This window comes from Occultella glacieicola (genome assembly GCF_004353825.1).
In the GTDB taxonomy this organism is placed as follows: domain Bacteria; phylum Actinomycetota; class Actinomycetes; order Actinomycetales; family Beutenbergiaceae; genus Occultella; species Occultella glacieicola.
This window is the reverse complement of the sequence record NZ_SMNA01000001.1, coordinates 600,214-618,250: the sequence shown is the minus strand read 5'-3', so window position 1 is coordinate 618,250 and position 18,037 is coordinate 600,214. Positions and strand designations below refer to the sequence as shown.

The 18,037-nt window shown below is 73.1% G+C and carries 17 protein-coding genes; all 17 read left to right on the top strand.

Annotated elements, in window-relative coordinates; genetic code table 11:
• The coding region (locus tag EXU48_RS24710) for an HNH endonuclease signature motif containing protein (protein ID WP_207947590.1) at positions 1-967 on the top strand (967 nt) is incomplete at its 5' end.
• Between the two features lie 477 nt (positions 968-1,444).
• Positions 1,445-2,563 carry a TNT domain-containing protein gene (locus EXU48_RS02855; protein WP_133106036.1) on the top strand — a complete coding sequence of 373 codons (1,119 nt, stop codon included), beginning with the start codon at positions 1,445-1,447 and terminating at the stop codon, positions 2,561-2,563.
• A gap of 69 nt (positions 2,564-2,632) precedes the next feature.
• Positions 2,633-3,163, top strand: coding sequence for a sigma-70 family RNA polymerase sigma factor (locus tag EXU48_RS02850; protein WP_133106035.1), 531 nt, complete (start codon positions 2,633-2,635; stop codon positions 3,161-3,163).
• A complete protein-coding gene (locus EXU48_RS02845) occupies positions 3,160-4,047 on the top strand; it encodes a hypothetical protein (RefSeq protein ID WP_133106034.1) in 888 nt (295 codons plus the stop codon). Before EXU48_RS02850 ends, EXU48_RS02845 begins: the two co-directional genes overlap by 4 nt.
• 119 nt (positions 4,048-4,166) lie before the next feature.
• On the top strand, positions 4,167-5,216 hold the full coding sequence (locus EXU48_RS02840; protein ID WP_133106033.1) for a LacI family DNA-binding transcriptional regulator: 1,050 nt from the start codon (positions 4,167-4,169) through the stop codon (positions 5,214-5,216).
• Positions 5,213-6,175, top strand: coding sequence for a carbohydrate ABC transporter permease (locus EXU48_RS02835; RefSeq protein WP_133106032.1), 963 nt, complete (start codon positions 5,213-5,215; stop codon positions 6,173-6,175). The genes EXU48_RS02840 and EXU48_RS02835 overlap by 4 nt, the downstream gene beginning before the upstream one ends.
• Positions 6,172-7,005 carry a carbohydrate ABC transporter permease gene (locus tag EXU48_RS02830; protein WP_133106031.1) on the top strand — a complete coding sequence of 278 codons (834 nt, stop codon included), beginning with the start codon at positions 6,172-6,174 and terminating at the stop codon, positions 7,003-7,005. The genes EXU48_RS02835 and EXU48_RS02830 overlap by 4 nt, the downstream gene beginning before the upstream one ends.
• A 20-nt stretch (positions 7,006-7,025) precedes the next feature.
• Positions 7,026-8,315: an ABC transporter substrate-binding protein gene (locus EXU48_RS02825; RefSeq protein ID WP_133106030.1), complete on the top strand. Its 1,290-nt coding sequence runs from the start codon at positions 7,026-7,028 to the stop codon at positions 8,313-8,315.
• Between the two features lie 90 nt (positions 8,316-8,405).
• Entirely contained in the window at positions 8,406-9,584 is a 1,179-nt protein-coding gene (locus EXU48_RS02820; RefSeq protein ID WP_133106029.1) for an ADP-ribosylglycohydrolase family protein, read from the top strand.
• Positions 9,581-10,966, top strand: coding sequence for an ADP-ribosylglycohydrolase family protein (locus EXU48_RS02815; protein ID WP_133106028.1), 1,386 nt, complete (start codon positions 9,581-9,583; stop codon positions 10,964-10,966). Before EXU48_RS02820 ends, EXU48_RS02815 begins: the two co-directional genes overlap by 4 nt.
• Positions 10,963-11,976, top strand: coding sequence for a PfkB family carbohydrate kinase (locus EXU48_RS02810; protein ID WP_133106027.1), 1,014 nt, complete (start codon positions 10,963-10,965; stop codon positions 11,974-11,976). The genes EXU48_RS02815 and EXU48_RS02810 overlap by 4 nt, the downstream gene beginning before the upstream one ends.
• A complete protein-coding gene (locus tag EXU48_RS02805; protein WP_133106026.1) occupies positions 11,973-13,973 on the top strand; it encodes an SUMF1/EgtB/PvdO family nonheme iron enzyme in 2,001 nt (666 codons plus the stop codon). The genes EXU48_RS02810 and EXU48_RS02805 overlap by 4 nt, the downstream gene beginning before the upstream one ends.
• A complete protein-coding gene (locus tag EXU48_RS02800; RefSeq protein ID WP_133106025.1) occupies positions 13,970-15,157 on the top strand; it encodes a CaiB/BaiF CoA transferase family protein in 1,188 nt (395 codons plus the stop codon). Before EXU48_RS02805 ends, EXU48_RS02800 begins: the two co-directional genes overlap by 4 nt.
• Positions 15,151-15,993 carry an HpcH/HpaI aldolase/citrate lyase family protein gene (locus EXU48_RS02795; protein WP_133106024.1) on the top strand — a complete coding sequence of 281 codons (843 nt, stop codon included), beginning with the start codon at positions 15,151-15,153 and terminating at the stop codon, positions 15,991-15,993. Before EXU48_RS02800 ends, EXU48_RS02795 begins: the two co-directional genes overlap by 7 nt.
• Entirely contained in the window at positions 15,990-16,562 is a 573-nt protein-coding gene (locus tag EXU48_RS02790) for a GNAT family N-acetyltransferase (RefSeq protein ID WP_133106023.1), read from the top strand. The genes EXU48_RS02795 and EXU48_RS02790 overlap by 4 nt, the downstream gene beginning before the upstream one ends.
• Positions 16,563-16,636: 74 nt before the next feature.
• Positions 16,637-17,527 (top strand): hypothetical protein, encoded by an 891-nt coding sequence (locus tag EXU48_RS02785; protein ID WP_133106022.1) that lies wholly within the window; start codon positions 16,637-16,639, stop codon positions 17,525-17,527.
• Positions 17,524-18,027: a hemerythrin domain-containing protein gene (locus tag EXU48_RS02780; protein WP_133106021.1), complete on the top strand. Its 504-nt coding sequence runs from the start codon at positions 17,524-17,526 to the stop codon at positions 18,025-18,027. Before EXU48_RS02785 ends, EXU48_RS02780 begins: the two co-directional genes overlap by 4 nt.
• The last annotated feature ends 10 nt before the right edge of the window (positions 18,028-18,037 follow it).

The following is an 18,037-nucleotide window of genomic DNA, read 5'->3' as shown; positions in this document are numbered from 1 at the left end:
CGCGGCCGGCACCGCCGCGGCCGGTGCGGCACCGGTGGCCGACCCCCTGCCCGGACTCGACCCCGCCAGCCCGGCCGAGGCTCCCGCGCAAGCACCCGAGCCCCCGACCAGCACCAACGGCACAACTACGCCCACGCCCGCCCCGCCTGCCGCCGCTGCCACCGCTGCCGCGACTCCAGCAGGCCCGACCGAGGCTCCCGCCCAAGCACCCGAGCCCCCGACCGGCCCCGACGAGACAGGTGTGCCCACCGTCGTCCCGCCTGCCGCGGCTGCCTCCGGTGCAGCAGGCCCGGTCACCGCTTCCGCGGAAGCGCCCGAGCCCTCGACCGGCCCCGACGAGACAGCTGTGCCCACCGTCATCCCGCCTGCCGCGGCTGCCTCCGGTGCGGCAGGCCCGAGCGAGGCCTCCGCGCAAGCGCCCGAACCTGCGACCAGCACCAACGGGACAGCTGCGCCCACGGCCACCCCGCCCGCTACCGGCGCACCCACGCCCACTCCCGCCGCCGCTCCTGCCGCTCCTGCCACCAAGGACTGGGCCGGGCTACTCACCCGCGGACCCGCGACCTTCACCGACAACACCGGCCCAGTACCCCGCGACCTACTCGAACGGATCATCAACTGCTCCGGCGAGGTCTACCGGATCATCTTCAGCCCCGACAACGAGGTCATCAACCACGGCCGCGCGCACCGACTGTTCACCCCCTCCCAACGCCGAGCCCTCATCACCCGCGACCGCCACTGCACCGCACCCGACTGCACCGTCCCACCCGAACGCACCGAGTCCCACCACGCCACCCGATGGTGGAGCAACGGCGGCGACACCGACCTCGACCAAGCCGCACTCCTGTGCTACTACCACCACCGCTGGGTCCACACCCACAACATCACCATGACCCGACAAGCCGGCCACTGGCACTTCTACCGACCCGACGGCACCGAGATCCACCCCACGAACCCCACCTGGTGACACCACGGCTCGCGCCTGCTCTGGACAGCACGGCAGAGCGACCGCGTGCCCAGCGACCGCGGCTCACCCGGCAGGGACCGCGACGGGCGGTTCAGCGCCATGCGCCACTGACCCGGGAGCCGGGTCAGTGGCGCAACGAGTGCGAACCACCACTTGTGGAGAGTGCGAACACGGCGGCAGGCGGCGGCTCCTCGACGACGACGGTCACCGCACTGGGCTGTGCGTGTCGGTCGCGTACGAGGACTCCACGACGCGCTCCTAGGTACCCGGTGCCCGGCACCCGGCTCCAGGCACCCGGTCGGTGAACTCGACCTGGAACTGCTGCGCGGACGGGCTCGCAGCCGCCGGCTCACCCGATGCGACCTCGACTCCGTTCCCAAGCAGGATGTACGCGGTCGCGTTCGGGACCGACCACGGGTTGGCGGTGACCCCGCGCGCGGGATGGTTTCCGGCCACTCGGGCGGCATAATGCCGGGCATGGCACCCGACGCGCTCTCCGACCTCACGGAGCAGTTGGGTCGGGCCTTGATCACGGCCGCGACGATCGATGCGGGCACCCACGCCTGGCTGCGGATCGACGTCGAGTGGTCCCAGGCGGGCACGCAGCACAGCGGTCGGGCGTTCCTGACCGACACCGGTCACGCGGCGCCGCGAGCGGTGCGGGTGCCGGACGACGCCGTCAGTGCGCTCGCCGCGCTGCGGACGCGGATGAGCACGCCGAGCACGGGTGCGTGGCTGTCTGCGGCGGCGTCGGTCACGCCGGCGGGCCCGCTCGAGGTCATCTACAACTACGACCGCCGGCCCTACTGGAACGCCACCGGCGGCTCGATGCTGGACGCGCCGGACGAGCCGCCCGTGCCGACGGACGAGCGCTGGCTCGCGGACCTGCGGCGCCACCCGCGCGAGCGCGAGCACGTGCCGGCCTGGCTGACCCCGGACGTCGTGGAGGGCGAAGAGGCGGCCCGGCTGCGTGCGGCGCTGAGCACCATCGGGTACCCGCAGCGCGGTGTCGTGCTTCCCGGGGACGACCCGAACGCTGCGCTCGAGGGCACGATCGAGGTGGTCCGCTACGGTCCGCGCCACTACGGCGTCCAGATCGAGGACTACGGCCAGCACGAGCTCCTCGCCGAACACTTCACCGAGCGGGACGCGTGCGCCACCGTCTGGGGCTACCTGACCGCACCGATGCCGGAACCGCTGCGGGTCGCGACGGCGGAGATCGCCCAGCGCGCGCAGGCCGCCGGCGCCAGCTACGCCGACCTGCACCGCCGCCTCCTGCAGGCAGGCCCCGGTGGCATCATCACGAACCTCGCCGCCGGAGTGCCGTACGACCGGATCGGCGTCCTCGACGGCCTCTACTTCTACCCGTGGCGCACGCCCTGGGAGCAGCGCTCGCTGCCGCCGGCGGCCGGCGGCGAGGGCGCGCAGGAGATCATCCTGATGGCGGTGCAGCCGGTCGAGGTGCAGGCCGAGATCGTGCCACCGTGGTTCGACCAGCCCGGCGGCGGCATCCGCTTCCACGTGGAGGGCAGGGGCCGCGGCGTGCGGGACCTGGTCCGCGCCGGGGTGCTGCGTCAGGTCCTGCCGATGGGGTGACCGCGCTGTCACCTCATCGCGACGGCGTGCGTGTAGGTGGGTGTGGAGCGCACACGAGACGGAGGCGTCATGGTGGGACCGGACCTCACCTTCGCCGACGAGGACCCGGACGCCGCGTTCGAGTCGTTCGTCCGCGAGCGGGGCGGGGCCCTCTATCGCGCGGCCTGGGCGCTTGCGCTCGACCCGGCCGACGCGGAGGACCTCACGCAGGAGGTGCTGGCCCGTACCTACCGTCACTGGCGACGGATCCGGCGTAGCGGCGCCGACCCCTTCGCCTACGCCCGCCGGGCCCTGGTGAACCTGCGAGTGGACCGCTGGCGACGGCGGAGCCGCGAGTCCGCGACGCTGCAGGAGTACCTGAGCGGGACCCGGCCGGCGGAGGCGCCGTCGGCCGTCGAGGACCGCGCCGAACTGGCCGGACTGCTCGACCGGCTGTCCCTGCAGCAGCGGCGGGTCGTCGTGCTGCGCTACGTGCTGGACCTTCCCGTGGCGGTGGTGGCCCGGGAACTGCGGATCAGCGAGAGCAATGTCAAGACGACGAGCTCGCGGGCCCTCGCCCTCATGCGCGCCGGTCGGCAGAACAGTCTGGAGGAGTCATGAAGGACGTCGAGCAACTCCTGCGGGAGGCTCCGGCCACGCTGCCGGAGCCGGATCTCGACCCGGCGGCGATCGTGGCCCGAGGACGGCGCGGCCGACGGCGGTCGGCGTTCGCGGCCATGGCGAGCGGCGTGGCGTTGATCGTGGCGGTGGTCCTGGGACTGGTCCAGCTCGGCGGGCCGAACCGCACCAGCCCGCCCGCGGAGCCCACAGAGCCCGCAGCGCTGCCCGTCATCGTGGTCGAGCCGGCTTCCGTGGGGAGTGTCATGGAGGCGGGCATCGTGGGCACCCTTGAGGTCACCGCGGACGGGTGCGTCGTCATCGGGGGGGCCCTGCCCGCGTTCCCGCATGGCACCCAGGTCGGCCGCGACTCCGCCGGCGTGTTCGTGGACTTCGCCGACGGCACCCGGATCCGTGACGGCGAGCCGGTGACCGGCGTCGGCGGCGGGTACGGCGACCGCGCCTACGTGGACTCCCTGCTCCCGGACGACCTGCCGCAGGCGTGCCGGTCCCTACCGCTGGTGCAGTTCCGTCCGACCGCCGTGGCAGCCGCCCCTCTGCCCGTCCTTGTCGAGGACCACGGCGAGGTCCACATGCAGGCTCGCATCGAGGGGGTGCTGGAGGTGACCGAGGACGGATGCGTCGGCATCCGGTTCGCGAACGACCACTTCACCCTTACCGCGTTCCCGCCGGGCACCACGATCGACCAGGTGGGCGACGGTCTCGCGGTGACGTTCCCGAACGGGACCGAGGTGCCCGTCGGTACCTCCGTGGTCGGCGGCGGCGGCGGGTACGGCAACCGGGAGTTCGCCGAGAGCATGCTGCCCGCCGAACTGCCTCAGGCCTGCCGCGACCTGCCCCTGGCGCAGTTCTACCTGGAGGACTGAGACCGGACCCGTCGCCGGCAACCCGGCACCCTTGCCGGGACCGGATCGCCGATGCTACGGTTGAAATCGTTTCCAGTGGAATCGTTTCCACAGCCGTTCGACGACGAACAGAGGTGAAGATGGGCAGGGTCACCCTGGCGGATGTGGCACGCCGAGCCGGCGTCTCCCTCGCGTCGACGTCGCGGGCACTGAACGGGCAGGTGGCGAGTGCCGCGACCGTGGAACGGGTGCGCCGGGCCGCGGACGAACTCGGGTACATCCCGGACGCCTCGGCCCGGTCCCTTCGACTGCGCCGCACCGGACAGCTGGCGTTCGCCGTCGCGGACATCGGCAACCCGGTCTACGTCGAGATGATGCGCGAGATCGAGTCCGTCGTGGCCGCCGAGGGATATCGCCTGGTGGTCTCCCGGACCGGAGACGCCGATGCCACCCTCGACCTCGTCCGTGACCTCAACCAGGGCTACGTCGACGGGCTGATCCTCTCCCCGCTCCGAGTGACCCCGGCCCTGGTCGAGGCCCTCGAGCAGACCACCGTGCCGACGGTCGTCGTCGGCCGCCTGCCGGAGGGTGCCCGCGTGGACACCGTGCTCGCGGACTCCGAGGGCGGCGTGGCGCTGGCGGTCGACCACCTGATCCGCACCGGTGCCCGTCGCATCGCGTTCCTGAACGGGCCGGTGGACACCACGCCGGGCCGGTTCCGGCAGCTCGGGTTCCGGGAGGCGACGGCGGATCGCACCGAGGTGGTGACCGGCGAGTTCCACGCCGAGGACTTCACGATCGACGCCGGCTACGCCGCGGCGCGGGTGATGCTCGCGGCCGACGAGTGGGACGCGGTCATCGCCGTCAACGACCTCGTCGGCATCGGCATCCTGCACGCCGCCCACGAGCGTGGCATCGCGGTGCCCGACGAGCTGGCCGTGATCGGCATCGACAACACCACCCTCGCGGACGTCTGCCACCCCGGCCTGACCAGCGTGGACCTGGGCGCCGCTCGGCGCGGGCACAAGGCGGCCAGGCTGATCCTCGCGCGGATGGAGGACGGCGACCTGCCGCCGCGGGCCGTGCGGGTGGCACCGTCCCTGCACGAGCGCGGCTCGACGGCGGCACTCGCCGGTGCCGCCCGGCCGGGCGGCCCCGCCGCGGTGCCCGGCTCGAGGCGGGTCCGGTGAGCGCCGCCACGGCGGCTGTCGCCACGCCGTCCGCCCGGTCCGCACGGTCCAGGCGGTCCGGCGGCCCGAGCGGTCCCCGGCAGCGCGCGGAGCGGCGCGAGGCGATCGCGCTCGTCATCCCGGCGCTGCTGCCGATCATCGTGTTCTCGGTGATCCCGCTGGCGGTGGGCGTCGCGCTCGGGTTCACGAACGCGACCCTGGCCCGCAACGCCACAATCGAGTTCATCGGGTTCGACAACTTCGTCAAGCTCGCCGGCGACACCGCGTTCTGGAACTCGTTCGGCATCGGCATCGTCTGGGCGACCTCGGTGGCCGTCCTCACCGGGGTTTGCGCGCTGGCCCTGGCCTCGCTGTTGAACGCGAACCTGCGGTTCAAGCCGCTGACCCGCATCATCGTGCTGATCCCATGGGCGATGCCGCCGGTGGTGACCGGGATCGTCTGGCGGATGATCTACGACGTCAACTCCGGTCCCCTGAACGCCGCGCTCGGGTGGTTCGGGCTGGGCCCGGTGAACTGGCTCGGCGACTTCTCCACCGCGCTGCCGGCGGTGATCGTGGTGGGCATCTGGTCCGGCCTGCCCCAGACCACCGTGCTGCTGCTGGCCGGGATGCAGTCGATCCCGACCGAACTGCACGAGGCTGCGGCCATGGACGGGGCCAACGGCGCCCGCCGGTTCTGGCACGTGACCCTGCCGGGGCTGCGCTCGGTGCTGATCGCGATCACCAGCATCGACTTCATCTGGAACTTCAACGACTTCGGCATCGTCTACGTCCTCACCGAGGGCGGGCCGGGCGGTCGGACCATGATCCCGCCGCTGTTCACCTATCTGGAGGCGTTCCGGAACCGGGAGATCGGCTACGCCTCCGCGATGGGCGACGTCCTCGTGCTGGCGATCCTGCTGATCCTCTCCGTCTACATCGTGGTCCAGTTCCGGCAGCAGAAGGAGGGGCGGTCATGAGGACGAGCCCCCGGGTGCGGGCCGGGCAGTACGTGCTGCTGGCCGGCTTCCTGCTGTTCCTCGGGTTCCCGGTGCTGTGGATCGTCTCGGCCTCGTTCAAGTCCTCGGCCGAGCTCAACTCGCTCAGTGCGAGCCTCATCCCGAACGAGTGGGTGTTCACGAACTTCACCGAGGCGCTGGAACGGCAGAACCTGCTCCGGTCGGCGGCCAACTCGTTCCTGGTCGCGGTGTGCACGATGGTGCTCGGGGTCGTCCTGACCCTGCCGATGTCCTATGCGCTGGCGCGGTTGCGTGGCAAGCTCCGCGCGGCCGGCACCGTGTGGATCCTCGCCACCCAGGTGTTCCCCCAGATCCTGATCATCATCCCGCTGTTCCTCGTGCTGCGGACCGTGATGCTCAACGACACCCTGTTCGGGCTGATCCTCGTGTACGTCACGTTCACGCTGCCGTTCACGCTGTGGATGATGCAGGGCTACGTGGCCGCCATCCCCCGCGAACTCGAGGACGCCGGCGCCATGGACGGGGCCAACCGGTTCCGGGTGCTGCTGCACATCGTGTTCCCGCTGCTGCGCCCGGGCCTGATGGCGACGGCGATGTTCACCTTCGTCTCGGCGTGGAACGAGTTCTTCCTCGCACTGGTGCTGCTGCAGAGCCCGGAGCTGTACACGCTGCCGATCACGCTGCGTTCCTTCCTCGGCGCCGAGGGTCAGACCCAGCTCGGTCCGCTCGCGGCCGGCGCCGTGCTCGCGACGATCCCCTCAGTGATCGTCTTCGGATTCCTCCAGAAGAAGCTCACCGGCGGCATGCTCGCCGGTGCCGTCAAGGGCTAGACCCGGAAAGAGAGACAACCATGAAGAAGAACCACGGCATCGTCGCCCTGGCTCTGCTCAGCGCGGGCACCCTCGCCCTGGCGGGCTGCCAGCAGGGCAGCGCGAGTGGGGGTGGTGAGGACGGCGACGGTGGGGACGGCGCCGTCACGTTGCAGTTCCAGTCGCTGTCCGACCAGCCGGGTGCGCAGGCCGCCGTGAGCGCGGCGGTCGACTCCTGGAACGCCGACAACCCGGACGTGCAGGTGGAGATCCTCCAGGCCGGCTGGGACGGGGCGTACGACAAGCTGATCACCCAGTTCACCGGCGGCACGGCACCGGACATCATCCACTTCGACGCCGCCAGCATCGTCCCGTTCGCGAGTGACGGCTACCTCGCCGACCTTTCCGACGGGCTCAGCGACGAGGTCCTCGCGGACGTGCCGGAGGGGATCTGGGACTCGGTGACCGTGAACGATCAGATCATCGCCTACCCGTCCACGATGCAGTCCTACATGGTGTTCGCCAACGCCGACCTGCTCGCGGCGGCCGGGGTGGAGGTGCCCACCGGTGACTCGATGACCTGGGACCAGCTCCGTGAGATCGCGCAGGCCACGACCACGGCCGACGTGTACGGCCTCGGCTGGGGTCTGGGCTCGCCCGCGGCGACAGTGATGACCCTCGCCCAGGGCTTCGGCGGCGACTTCTTCAGCGGCTCCGGAGACGACGTCCAGATCGAGGTCGGGCCGAACGAGCTCGAGGTTCCGGAACGGATCCACCAGATGGCGTACGAGGACGCGTCCCTCGACCCGGTCAGCCTGACCCAGTCCGGCTCGGACGTGCTCGCCTCCTTCTACGGCGGCACCGTGGCGATGACCGTGCAGGGCTCGTTCCAGGCGGCGAACATGGCGGGCGACGCCCCCGAGGACCTGAACTGGGTCACGCTGCCGCCGCTCGCGGGGTCCGAGGGTGCGCTGCAGGCCGCGAACCCGCAGACGTACTCGGTGAACATCGACTCCGCCCACGTCGAGGAGGCGACCGCGTTCCTGAACTACTTCGCCTCGGGCGAGACGATCGGCGCGATCGCGCAGGCCGACGCCCTCATCCCGGCCTCGACCTCGGCGCGGGAGATCGTGGCCACCGAGACCGGCGGGGAGAACGGTTGGGACCAGATCCTGGCCAGCGCCGACGGCCTCGTCGGCGCCCCGTTCCTGCACGCGGACGCGTACGCCGCCTGGAAGGACACCGTGCTGAACCCGGCCCTGCAGCAATACCTCGGGGACCAGATCACGGCGGACCAGTTGGCCCAGCAGCTGACCGAGGGCTGGGGCTGACCCGAGACCGCAGTGCCCCGCCGTCCGCTCCCGGGCGGCGGGGCCCGCCACGGTGACGCACCGCGCACCCCCGGAAGGAACGGAACGACGATGGAGGCAACCAGCGTGACCTGGCTGGAGGATCGGGTGGCGGGCGTGCTCGCGGGCGCCGCCGTGGGCGACGCGCTCGGGGGCGCCACCGAGGGGTGGACCCCCGAGCAGATCGAGGAGCGGCACGGCGGCCGGGTGACCGGCATCGTGGGCCCGTTCCTGCCGGACTGGCGCACCGCACGCCCGATCGCGCCGTACCACAAGGGCGACGGGCACGTCACGGACGACACCCTCATGACGCACGCGCTCGTGGAGGTGTACGCGACACGGCGCAGCCATCTGGACGCGTTCCACATCGCCGGCGACCTCGTGCCGCTCATGATCGGCGAGCGGCGCTGGGTCCCGGAGCTGGAGGACGAAGCCCTCATCCTGCAGCGGGTGTTCCTCGCCGAGAAGTGGCTCGTGGCCCGCCTGCACTACGGGCATGTCGACCCGCGCGAGGCCGGCGTCGGCAACATCGTCAACTGCGGCGCCACCATGTACATGGCACCGGTGGGCCTGGTGAACCTCGGCGACCCGGACGGCGCCTACGCCGAGGCGATCGAGCTCGCGGCGGCGCACCAGTCCTCCTACGGCCGGGAGGCCGCCGGGGTGTTCGCCGCGGCGGTCGCCGCCGCGTGCACCCCGGGTGCGGGCGTGAGCGACGTGATGGCGGCGTGCCGCAGGCTCGCCAAGGACGGCACCGCCGCCGCGATCGACGCGGTGCTCACCGCGGTCGAGACCTTCACCGCCACGGGCGGGGCCGAGGACCCACGGGAGCTGAACCGGGTGGTGCGTGCCGCCGTCGCGCCCTTCGACACGGTCGGGGAGACCTACCGGGCGCCGTCGATGGACGCCCGGCTGCCGTCTCGGACGAAGTCGATCGAGGAACTGCCGGTCGCCCTCGGGCTGGTCCTGGCCCACCGGGGTGACCTGCGCGGCGCGGTCCTGGACGCCGTCAACTACGGCCGGGACTCCGACTCGATCGCCACCATGGCGGCCGCCATCTGCGGCGGCCTGGGCGGGCTGGACGCGGTGCCGGCCGAGTGGGTGAGCGAGGTGACCCGCGCGAGCAGACTCGACCTGGACGCTGTGATCGCGTCGATGACCGGGAGCGTGCGCACGATCGCCGCGGACGACGCCCGCCGGGCCCGCGAACGCGCGCAGGCCCTGGACGCCCTCCTCGGAGGGAACGCGTGAGGCTGACCTGGGCACAGCCGGAGGACCTCGTCGCGCATGAGTTCGTCGCGCTCGCCGAGCAGGGCGTCGACGCCGGCTCCCTCGCCGCGGTGGCGGCGCGATGGGAGCAGGCCGGCGGTTCCCTGCATCCCGAGCGGGCCGGTGCCGGTTCGGATCCGGCCGGACCCGAATTGCGCGCCCGGGCGCGCGCGGTCCTGGACGAGCTGGCCGACCTGGCTCCCGACAGTCCCGACGAACCGGACGACTGGGACGCGATCGCCGCGCTGCTGACGGCGCAGCGCGGCCCTGGTGCACGGGTGGCCGAGGCGGACCGGGTGGCCGGCGCCTGGTTTGGTCGCTGCGCCGGCTGCCTGCTCGGGAAACCGGTCGAGAAGCTCCCCCGGGAGGGCATCGAGGAGATCGCCCGCGCGACCGGCACCTGGCCGGTCACCGGGTACTTCACGGCGCGCGGACTCCCGCAGGACGTGGCCGTGCGCTGGCCCTGGAACCGCCGGTCGGCCCCGACGTCGCTGGTCGAGAACATCGACGGGATGCCCGAGGACGACGACCTGAACTTCCCGCTGCTCGCGCTGGACCTCCTCGAGGCCCACGGCCCGGGGCTGACCACCGAGGACGTGGCGCAGGCCTGGCTGGCCAACCTGCCGGCCGGCCGGGTGTTCACCGCCGAGCGCGCCGCCTACCGGAACCTGCTGGAGGCCCGCCCGGTCCCGGAGACGGCGACCCACCACAACCCGTTCCGGGAGTGGATCGGCGCCCTCATCCGTGCCGACGTGTACGGCTGGGCCCACCCCGGCGACCCGCTCGCCGCCGCCCGGCTGGCCTGGGTGGATGCACGGCTCAGCCACACCCGCAACGGCCTGTACGGGGCCATGTGGGCGGCGGCGCTGTGTTCGGCGTCCCTCGTGGCGGGCTCCGTGGACGAGGTGCTCGACGCCGGCGAGTCGGTGCTGCCGCCCCGGTCCCGGCTGCTCGCCGTGGTGCGCCGCGGCCGCGAACTCGGCGCCTCCATGCGCGCCGGCGACCTCACCGACGCCGGGGCCCTGGACGCCCTGCACACCGAATTCGGTCACCTGCACTGGGTGCACACGCTCAACAACGCGGCCCTGATCGCCTGCGCCCTTGCCGCCGCGGGGGCCGACGGCGGGTTCGGGCGGTTCGGGCACGGCATCGCACTCGCCGTCACCGCCGGCTGGGACACCGACTCGGCCGGGGCCACGGTCGGATCCGTACTGGGCGCGCTGCACGGCCGCGACGGGATCGAGGCGGCCTGGACCGACCCGCTGCACGGCCGCCTGGCGACGTCGTTGCCCGGGCCGCCGGAGCGCTCGCTCGCGGGCCTGGCCGAGCGCACCCGCGCCCTACCGGACAGGATGCGAGCATGACCGTCGTCGTCGTGGGCAGTGTGAACACCGACCTCGTGGCGCGGGTCCCGCACGTGCCCAGGCCCGGCGAGACCCTGCTCGGCTCCGATCTGGCCCGGCATGGTGGCGGCAAGGGTGCCAACCAGGCGGTGGCCGCGGCCCGGGCCGGCGCGGTGCCGGTCGCGTTCGTGGGCGCGGTCGGATCCGACCCCGACGGCGAGGCGCTGCGCGGCGCGCTCGTCGCCGACGGGATCGACACGGCCGGGCTCGTCACGGTTCCCGGACCGTCCGGGATGGCCCTGATCACCGTCGCGCAGGACGGCGAGAACGCGATCGTGGTCGCGCCGGGTGCCAACGGCGCGCTGAGCACTCTCACCGACGTCCAGCGCCGCGTGGTGGCCGCCGCGGACGTGGTGGTGGCGCAGCTGGAGGTGCCGGTCCCGCTGGTGCTGGATGCGGCGCGCACCCGGTCCGACCACGCCCTCCTGGTCCTGAACGCGGCGCCCTCCGCGCCGCTGACCGACCCGGGCACCGCCGCCGACCTGCTCGCCGTCACCGACGTGCTCGTGCTCAACGAGCACGAGCTCGCGGACGTCGGCGGGCCGAGCCCGGCCGGCTCGGCGGGCACGGCGGGCACAGCGGGCACAGCGGGCAAGGCAGGCACGGACACGCCGGAGGCGATCGCGCGGGTGGCCGACCGGGTCCCGGCCCTGATCGTGACCCTGGGCTCCGACGGTGCGGTGATCGCGGTCGGCGACGACCGCCGTCGGGTGCCGGCCTTCCCGGCGAGGGCCGTTGACACCACCGGCGCCGGGGACACCTTCTGCGGCGTGCTCGCCGCGGCCCTCGCCGGTGCCGGAGGCGGTTCCGGCGAGCGGCGGGTCCCGCCGATCGACGCGCTGGCGCAGGCCGCTCGGGCGGCCTCGGCCGCGGCGGCCCTGGCCGTCGGCCGGGTGGGCGCCCAGGCGTCCGTGCCAACCGCCGCCGAGGTCCGTGATCTGCTCGCCGGCGCACCGAAGGAGCACGCATGAGTGGCGGCTTCGACCCGCTGGTCCCCCGCCCTCTCGACCTCCCCACCGACGTCCCGCTGGGGGCGGACCTGACCTCCGGGGAGCGGGCCGAGGTCCTCGACGAGGCGAAGATCCTCGCCGCGCCCGGCACCCCGGCCAACCCCCCGGACCAGGCCACGCTCGCCGCGTGGCGGGCCCAGCTGCACGCCTGGCGCCGCGGCGCGCGGGCCCGGTACGGGACGCCGTCGCGCTACGACGACCCGGCCGCAGCCTGGGCCTCACGCTGCTTCACGGTGGCGCAGGTGTGGCTGTGGGACGAGCTGTTCTTCGACTTCGACGCCCAGGCCTTCACCCCCGAGCGGTTCCTCGACGACGCCCGCGAGCGGTTCGGGGGCCTCGACGGTGTGGTCCTGTGGCACGCCTACCCGGTGATCGGCATCGACGACCGGAACCAGTGGGACTTCTACGACGTCCCCGGGTTGGCGGAGGCCGCCCGGGCCCTGCACGAGGCGGGCGTCGCGGTGTTCGTCGACTACAACCCGTGGGACACCGGCACCCGTCGTGCGGACGGGAGCGACGCCGTCGAGCTCGCCGCCGTGGTCCGCCGTCTCGACGCCGACGGAGTGTTCCTGGACACCCTGAAGAAGGCCGACCCTGACTTCGTCGCGGCCCTCGAGTCCGCCCGCCCGGGGATCGGCCTGGAAGGGGAGTCGAAGCTCGTCACGGAGCGGATCGCCGACCACGCCCTCTCCTGGGCGCAGTGGTTCGCCGACTCCGAGATCCCCGGGGTGCTGCGGGCGCGGTGGTTCGAGCGGCGACACATGCAGCACCACATCCGCCGGTGGAACCGCGACCACGGCGCGGAACTGCGCTCGGCCTGGCTGAACGGTGTCGGGGTGATGGTCTGGGAGGTCGTCTTCGGCGTCTGGGTCGGCTGGAACGACCGGGACGCGGCCACGCTGCGGCGGATGCTGCCGGTGCAGCGGACCCTGCACGCGTGGCTCACCGACGGTGAGTGGACCCCCCTCATCGTGTGCGAACCGCCGCTGTACGCGTCCGCCTTCGACTTCGGCGGTGTGCGGCTGTACACCCTCGTGAACACCTCCGCCGCGGACGCCACCTACCTGGCCCGCGGCCGGGGTTCGTGGCTGCCGCTGCACGACGGCGACGGCGTCGCCCGACCGGGTCCGGTCGAGGTCACCGTCCCCGCGGGCGGCATCGCCGCCCTGGTCCGAGTGCCCGACGGCGGTGCGTGGCCGGAGGAGGTCGCCCACCTCTCGCGGGAGCTCGCCGGGCAGCCGCCGGTGGCGGACGCCTCGTTCCCGCACCGGCGCGCGGTCCGACTGGCGGCACCGGAGTGGACCGGTCCGGTGGCGGAGCCGGCCGCGGCGGCCGGGCTCCGGTCGGGTGCGGTGCCGGTCCCAGCGGGCGAGCGGGTGCTCACGGTCCGGTTCCGGCAGCGTGAGACCGGCATGTACGACGGCGCCCCGTACGTCGAGGAGTGGAAACCGCTGCCGCCGCGGCTGCACGACCAGCGCACGCTCGAGCGCGCCGTGACCATCCGTCCCGGCGTCCGGGTCGGGGCCCTGGAGGTCTCCGCGACCGACTACGCGAGGTTCCTCGAGGACATCGGCGAGGCACCGCCGTCGGGCGGGATCGGCACCGGCTCGGCGACCGGCGTGAGCCTCGCGCGCGCCCGCGAGTTCGCCGCCTGGGCCGGGGGGCGGCTGCCCACCGAGGACGAGTGGCAGCTCGCCGCCGCACGGCCCGGCTTCGGCCGGCGGACCCCGGCGGTGTGGAACTGGACCGAGTCCGAGCACTCGGACGGCCGGACCCGGTTCGTGATGCTCAAGGGCGGTTCCGAGCATGTCAGCCAGGGTTCCGACTGGTACACCGACGGAGGCGTCCGGGAGCCCGAGTTCGCGCTCAAGTTCCTGCTGCCCGGGCTGGGCGTGGACGCCTCGCCCTCGATCGGGTTCCGGGTCTGTTGGGATGCGGGCTGGGAGGATGGGCCGTGAGCACGCCGCTGGAGGATCTGTTCGTGGTGGACGCGTCCACCCTCTTCGCCGGGCCGATGGCGGCGATGCACCTGGGCGACCTGGGCGCGCGGGTGGTCAAGGTGGAGCACCCGCGCCGGCCGGACCCCTCCCGTGGGCACGGGCCCGCGAAGGACGGCGAGAACCTGTGGTGGAAGACCCTCGGCCGGAACAAGCAGACGGTCACGCTCGACCTGCACACCGACGGCGGGCAGGACGCGTTCCGCCGGCTCGCGGCGCGCGCGGACGTGGTCATCGAGAACTTCCGGCCGGGCACGCTCGAGCGGTGGGGGCTCGGGTACGACCGGCTCAGCGCGCTCAACGAGCGGCTGGTGCTGGCGCGGGTGACCGGGTTCGGGCAGACGGGTCCGTACCGGTCCCGGCCCGGGTTCGGGACGCTGGCGGAGGCGATGAGCGGGTTCGCCGCGATGACCGGGGAGCCGGACGGGCCGCCGACCCTGCCGCCGTTCGGTCTCGCGGACGGGATCGCGTCGCTGACGACCGCGTATGCGGTGATGGTGGCGCTGCACGGCCGGGCCCGCACGGGCCGCGGGCGCGAACTCGACATCGCGATCATCGAACCGATCCTGGCGATGCTCGGCCCGCAGATCACCCGCTGGGACCAGCTCGGCACCGTGCAGCCCCGGACCGGCAACCGGTCGGCGAACAACGCACCCCGCAACGCCTACCTGACGGCGGACGCGAAGTGGGTCGCGGTGTCCACCTCGGCCCAGTCGATCGCCGAGCGGGTGGTGCACCTCGTCGGTCGCGGCGACCTGGCGGAGGCGGACTGGTTCGCGACCGGGGCCGGCCGGGCGGCGCACGCCGACGAGCTGGACGAGGCGGTCGGAGCCTGGATCGGGCAACGGACCCGGACCGAGGTGATCGAGGAGTTCGAGCGGGTGCACGCCGCCGTCGCCCCGATCTACGACGCCGCGGACATCGCGGCCGATCCACAGTTCCAGGCGCTCGGGACCGTGCACCGGATCACCGACCCGGTGCTAGGCGAGATGTCGATGCAGGGGCCGCTGTTCCGGATGTCGGAGGGCGAGACCCGGATCGAGTGGACCGGGCGGGCACCCGGCGCCGACACCGCGGCGGTGCTCACCGAACTGGGCTTCTCCGAGCGGGAGGTCGCCGAGATGCGGGAGGCTGGTGCATGCTGACGTCGTTGTACGTGCCCGGGGACCGTCCGGACCGGGTGGCAAAGGCCCTCACCTCCGGTGCCGACTGCGTGATCGTCGACCTGGAGGACGCGGTCGCGGCGCCGCACAAGGCCCAGGCCCGGGCGGCGTTGGCGGACACGCTCGGCGGGACGCTCCCGGTGCCGGTCCAGGTCCGCGTGAACGCACCCGGATCCCGGTGGCACGAGGCCGACCTCGAGGCGGTGGCGGACCTGTCCCTCGAGATCGGGCTGCGGCTCCCGAAGGTGACCGGGCCGCAGGACGTCGACGCCGTCCGCGAGCGGCTGCCCGGGCGGGAGGTGCACGCCCTCATCGAGACGGCGCTCGGGCTGGAACGGGCCTTCGAGATCGCCTCGGCGTCGGTGGCGTCGGTGGCGCTCGGGGAGGCCGACCTGCGCTCCGAACTCGGCCTCGCCGCCGGCCCGGCGGCTGCGGCCGGTGAGCAGGGACTCGCCTGGGCCCGTTCCCGCCTCGTGGTGGCCGCCGCGGCCGCCAATCTCCCGGCGCCCCAGCAGAGCGTGTACGCCGACGTCCGGGATCTCGACGGGCTGGCCCGCAGCTGTGCGGCCGGCCGCGCTCTCGGCTTCGTGGGCCGGACCGCGATCCACCCGGTGCAGCTGCCCGTGATCAGGGAGGCGTTCGCGCCGACCGACGCGCAGATCTCCCGGGCCCGCGAGATCGTCGAACGGGTCGGCGCCGCGCAGGCCGACGGTGCCGGCACCGTGGTGCTGGCCGACGGCACCTTCCTCGACGTGGCCATGGTGCGTTCCGCGAGGCGGGTGCTCGACCTCGCCGCCTCCCTTAGGGTCGACGGATGAGCCACGACTTCGCCGCGAAGCCGGTGCTGACCGGCGAGCTGGTCACCCTCCGTCCGTTCACCGAGGCCGACCTGCCGGCGATCGCCGAGGTCCTCAACGACCCGGACGTCGGCCGGATGACCATGAGCTACACGAGCACCGCGGAACTCGAGGCCGACCACACGGGCGTCGAGGACGTGCGTGAGTTCTACCTGCGCAACGCCACGGCGACCGACCGCCTCGACCTGGCCATCGTGGACAACGCGAACGGCGCCGTCGTCGGCGAGGCGGTCCTGAACGACTACGACGCCGCGACGTCCTCCGCGAACTTCCGGATCCTGATCGGCCCGGCCGGCCGCGGCCGCGGGCTTGGCACCGAGGCGACCCGGCTGATGACCGACCACGGCCTCGACGTGATCGGGCTGCACCGGATCGGCCTGGACGTGTTCTCCTTCAATCCGGCCGGCCGCCGCGCCTACTCCAAGGCCGGGTTCGTGTACGAGGGCACCAAGCGCGATGCCGCGGTGTTCGACGGCGAACGCATCGACGAGCACTTCATGTCCCGCCTCGCCACCGACCCCCGGCCCTGAGCCGCCCGACACGGGCAGAACGGCCCATTCCGGGGCCGCGACCGCCGTCGGGCATCTCCTAGGCTGGGGACCAGATGAGCAACCCGGCCCCCACCCCCAGGCGTACCCCGGCGGGCACGCGTACCCGCAAACGCGTGTCCCGGACCCTCGGCACGATCCTCACCACCGTCGGCGTGCTGTCCACCGCGGTGACCTGCGGCGCGCTCGAGACGACGTATTCCGGTGGCCTCGCGGCGGTCGACGCGATCATCGCGGTGGCCTTCGTGCTGATGGTCGTCACCGCGGTCATCGGCGCGATCTGGGCGTCGGTGGTGCTGATCGGGCAGGCCGTCGTGCGGATCCCGCGGCGCCGCCGGCTGCGGGAGTGGGCCGGCCGGGTGGGCTGGGCGTGGTTCGCCAAGGGCAAGCAGATCCCGCCCGCGCACACCTCTGCGCTGCGGGCCTGCCAGCCGGTCAACGGTCACAACGAGGACAAGCGCGCCAAGTACTCCGAACTACTCACCGGCACCTACCGCGGCCGGGAGGCGCTCGCCTACCACTTCGAGCGGGGCAGCGGGTACCTGCTTGAGGTGGACCAGATCATCGCCCGGCGGCTGCGGAACGTGCTGCCGACGGTGAGTTTCGTGGACCGGGCCACCGACGACGTGTTCACCGGCCAACAGGTGCGCTTCGAGTCAGCCGCGTTCAACCACCACTGGCGGGTGGACGCCGAGGAACCGCGGTACGCCTCCGCGTTCACCCACCCCCGGCTGATGGAGCTGCTCAACCACGCCGACGCCTCCGTCACCGAGATCCACCTGCGTGGGGACTATCTGATCTCGCACGCCCCCACGAACCTGACCCCGTCGATCCTCGAGGACCACCTGCGCGTCCTGGCCGCGATCGACGACGGCATCCCGGAGTGGGTGTGGCGCGAGTACGCCGGCCGGATCAGCACCGACCGCCTGGGTGGGGCCCGGTCATGAGCACGGACCGCCTGCGCTCCTGGGGCACCGAGCTGCGCGCCGTGCACGCCCGGCTGCGGGAGGCGCTGGCACTGGCCCGGGAGACGGTCGAGGACTCCGATGCCATGGGGAGCACGGGGGCCGCCGGACCTGCGGGGACCGCAGGGGCCGCTTCACGGGACCTGCTGCTGTACTGCTGGGGCTTCTGCGCCGCCCTGTCCGGTCACCACCGCAGCGAGGACGCGGCCCTGTTCCCCCAGATCGAGGCGGCCCATCCGGATCTGGCCCCCGTGCTGCAGGGGTTGACCCGGGACCACTCGATGCTCGACCACCTGATCGGCGAGCTCGGCCGCACCCTCGAGGCCGGTGCGCTGCGGGAGGAGACACTGCGCCACCTCGACGGTATCGAGGCGGTCATGGAGACCCATTTCCGGTTCGAGGAGAAGCAGCTGATCTCGGTGCTGGACGCTCTCGACCTGCCCGACGGCGGCCGGCAGCACTACCTCGGCCCGCTCGTCTAGCCGCGTGGTT

Coding starts and splice junctions, on each gene's coding strand:
- EXU48_RS02855 (WP_133106036.1), top strand. CDS start 1,445: ATGGCACCCGACGCGCTCTCCGACCTCACGGAGCAGTTGGGTCGGGCC.
- EXU48_RS02850 (WP_133106035.1), top strand. CDS start 2,633: ATGGTGGGACCGGACCTCACCTTCGCCGACGAGGACCCGGACGCCGCG.
- EXU48_RS02845 (WP_133106034.1), top strand. CDS start 3,160: ATGAAGGACGTCGAGCAACTCCTGCGGGAGGCTCCGGCCACGCTGCCG.
- EXU48_RS02840 (WP_133106033.1), top strand. CDS start 4,167: ATGGGCAGGGTCACCCTGGCGGATGTGGCACGCCGAGCCGGCGTCTCC.
- EXU48_RS02830 (WP_133106031.1), top strand. CDS start 6,172: ATGAGGACGAGCCCCCGGGTGCGGGCCGGGCAGTACGTGCTGCTGGCC.
- EXU48_RS02825 (WP_133106030.1), top strand. CDS start 7,026: ATGAAGAAGAACCACGGCATCGTCGCCCTGGCTCTGCTCAGCGCGGGC.
- EXU48_RS02820 (WP_133106029.1), top strand. CDS start 8,406: ATGGAGGCAACCAGCGTGACCTGGCTGGAGGATCGGGTGGCGGGCGTG.
- EXU48_RS02810 (WP_133106027.1), top strand. CDS start 10,963: ATGACCGTCGTCGTCGTGGGCAGTGTGAACACCGACCTCGTGGCGCGG.
- EXU48_RS02805 (WP_133106026.1), top strand. CDS start 11,973: ATGAGTGGCGGCTTCGACCCGCTGGTCCCCCGCCCTCTCGACCTCCCC.
- EXU48_RS02795 (WP_133106024.1), top strand. CDS start 15,151: ATGCTGACGTCGTTGTACGTGCCCGGGGACCGTCCGGACCGGGTGGCA.
- EXU48_RS02790 (WP_133106023.1), top strand. CDS start 15,990: ATGAGCCACGACTTCGCCGCGAAGCCGGTGCTGACCGGCGAGCTGGTC.
- EXU48_RS02785 (WP_133106022.1), top strand. CDS start 16,637: ATGAGCAACCCGGCCCCCACCCCCAGGCGTACCCCGGCGGGCACGCGT.
- EXU48_RS02780 (WP_133106021.1), top strand. CDS start 17,524: ATGAGCACGGACCGCCTGCGCTCCTGGGGCACCGAGCTGCGCGCCGTG.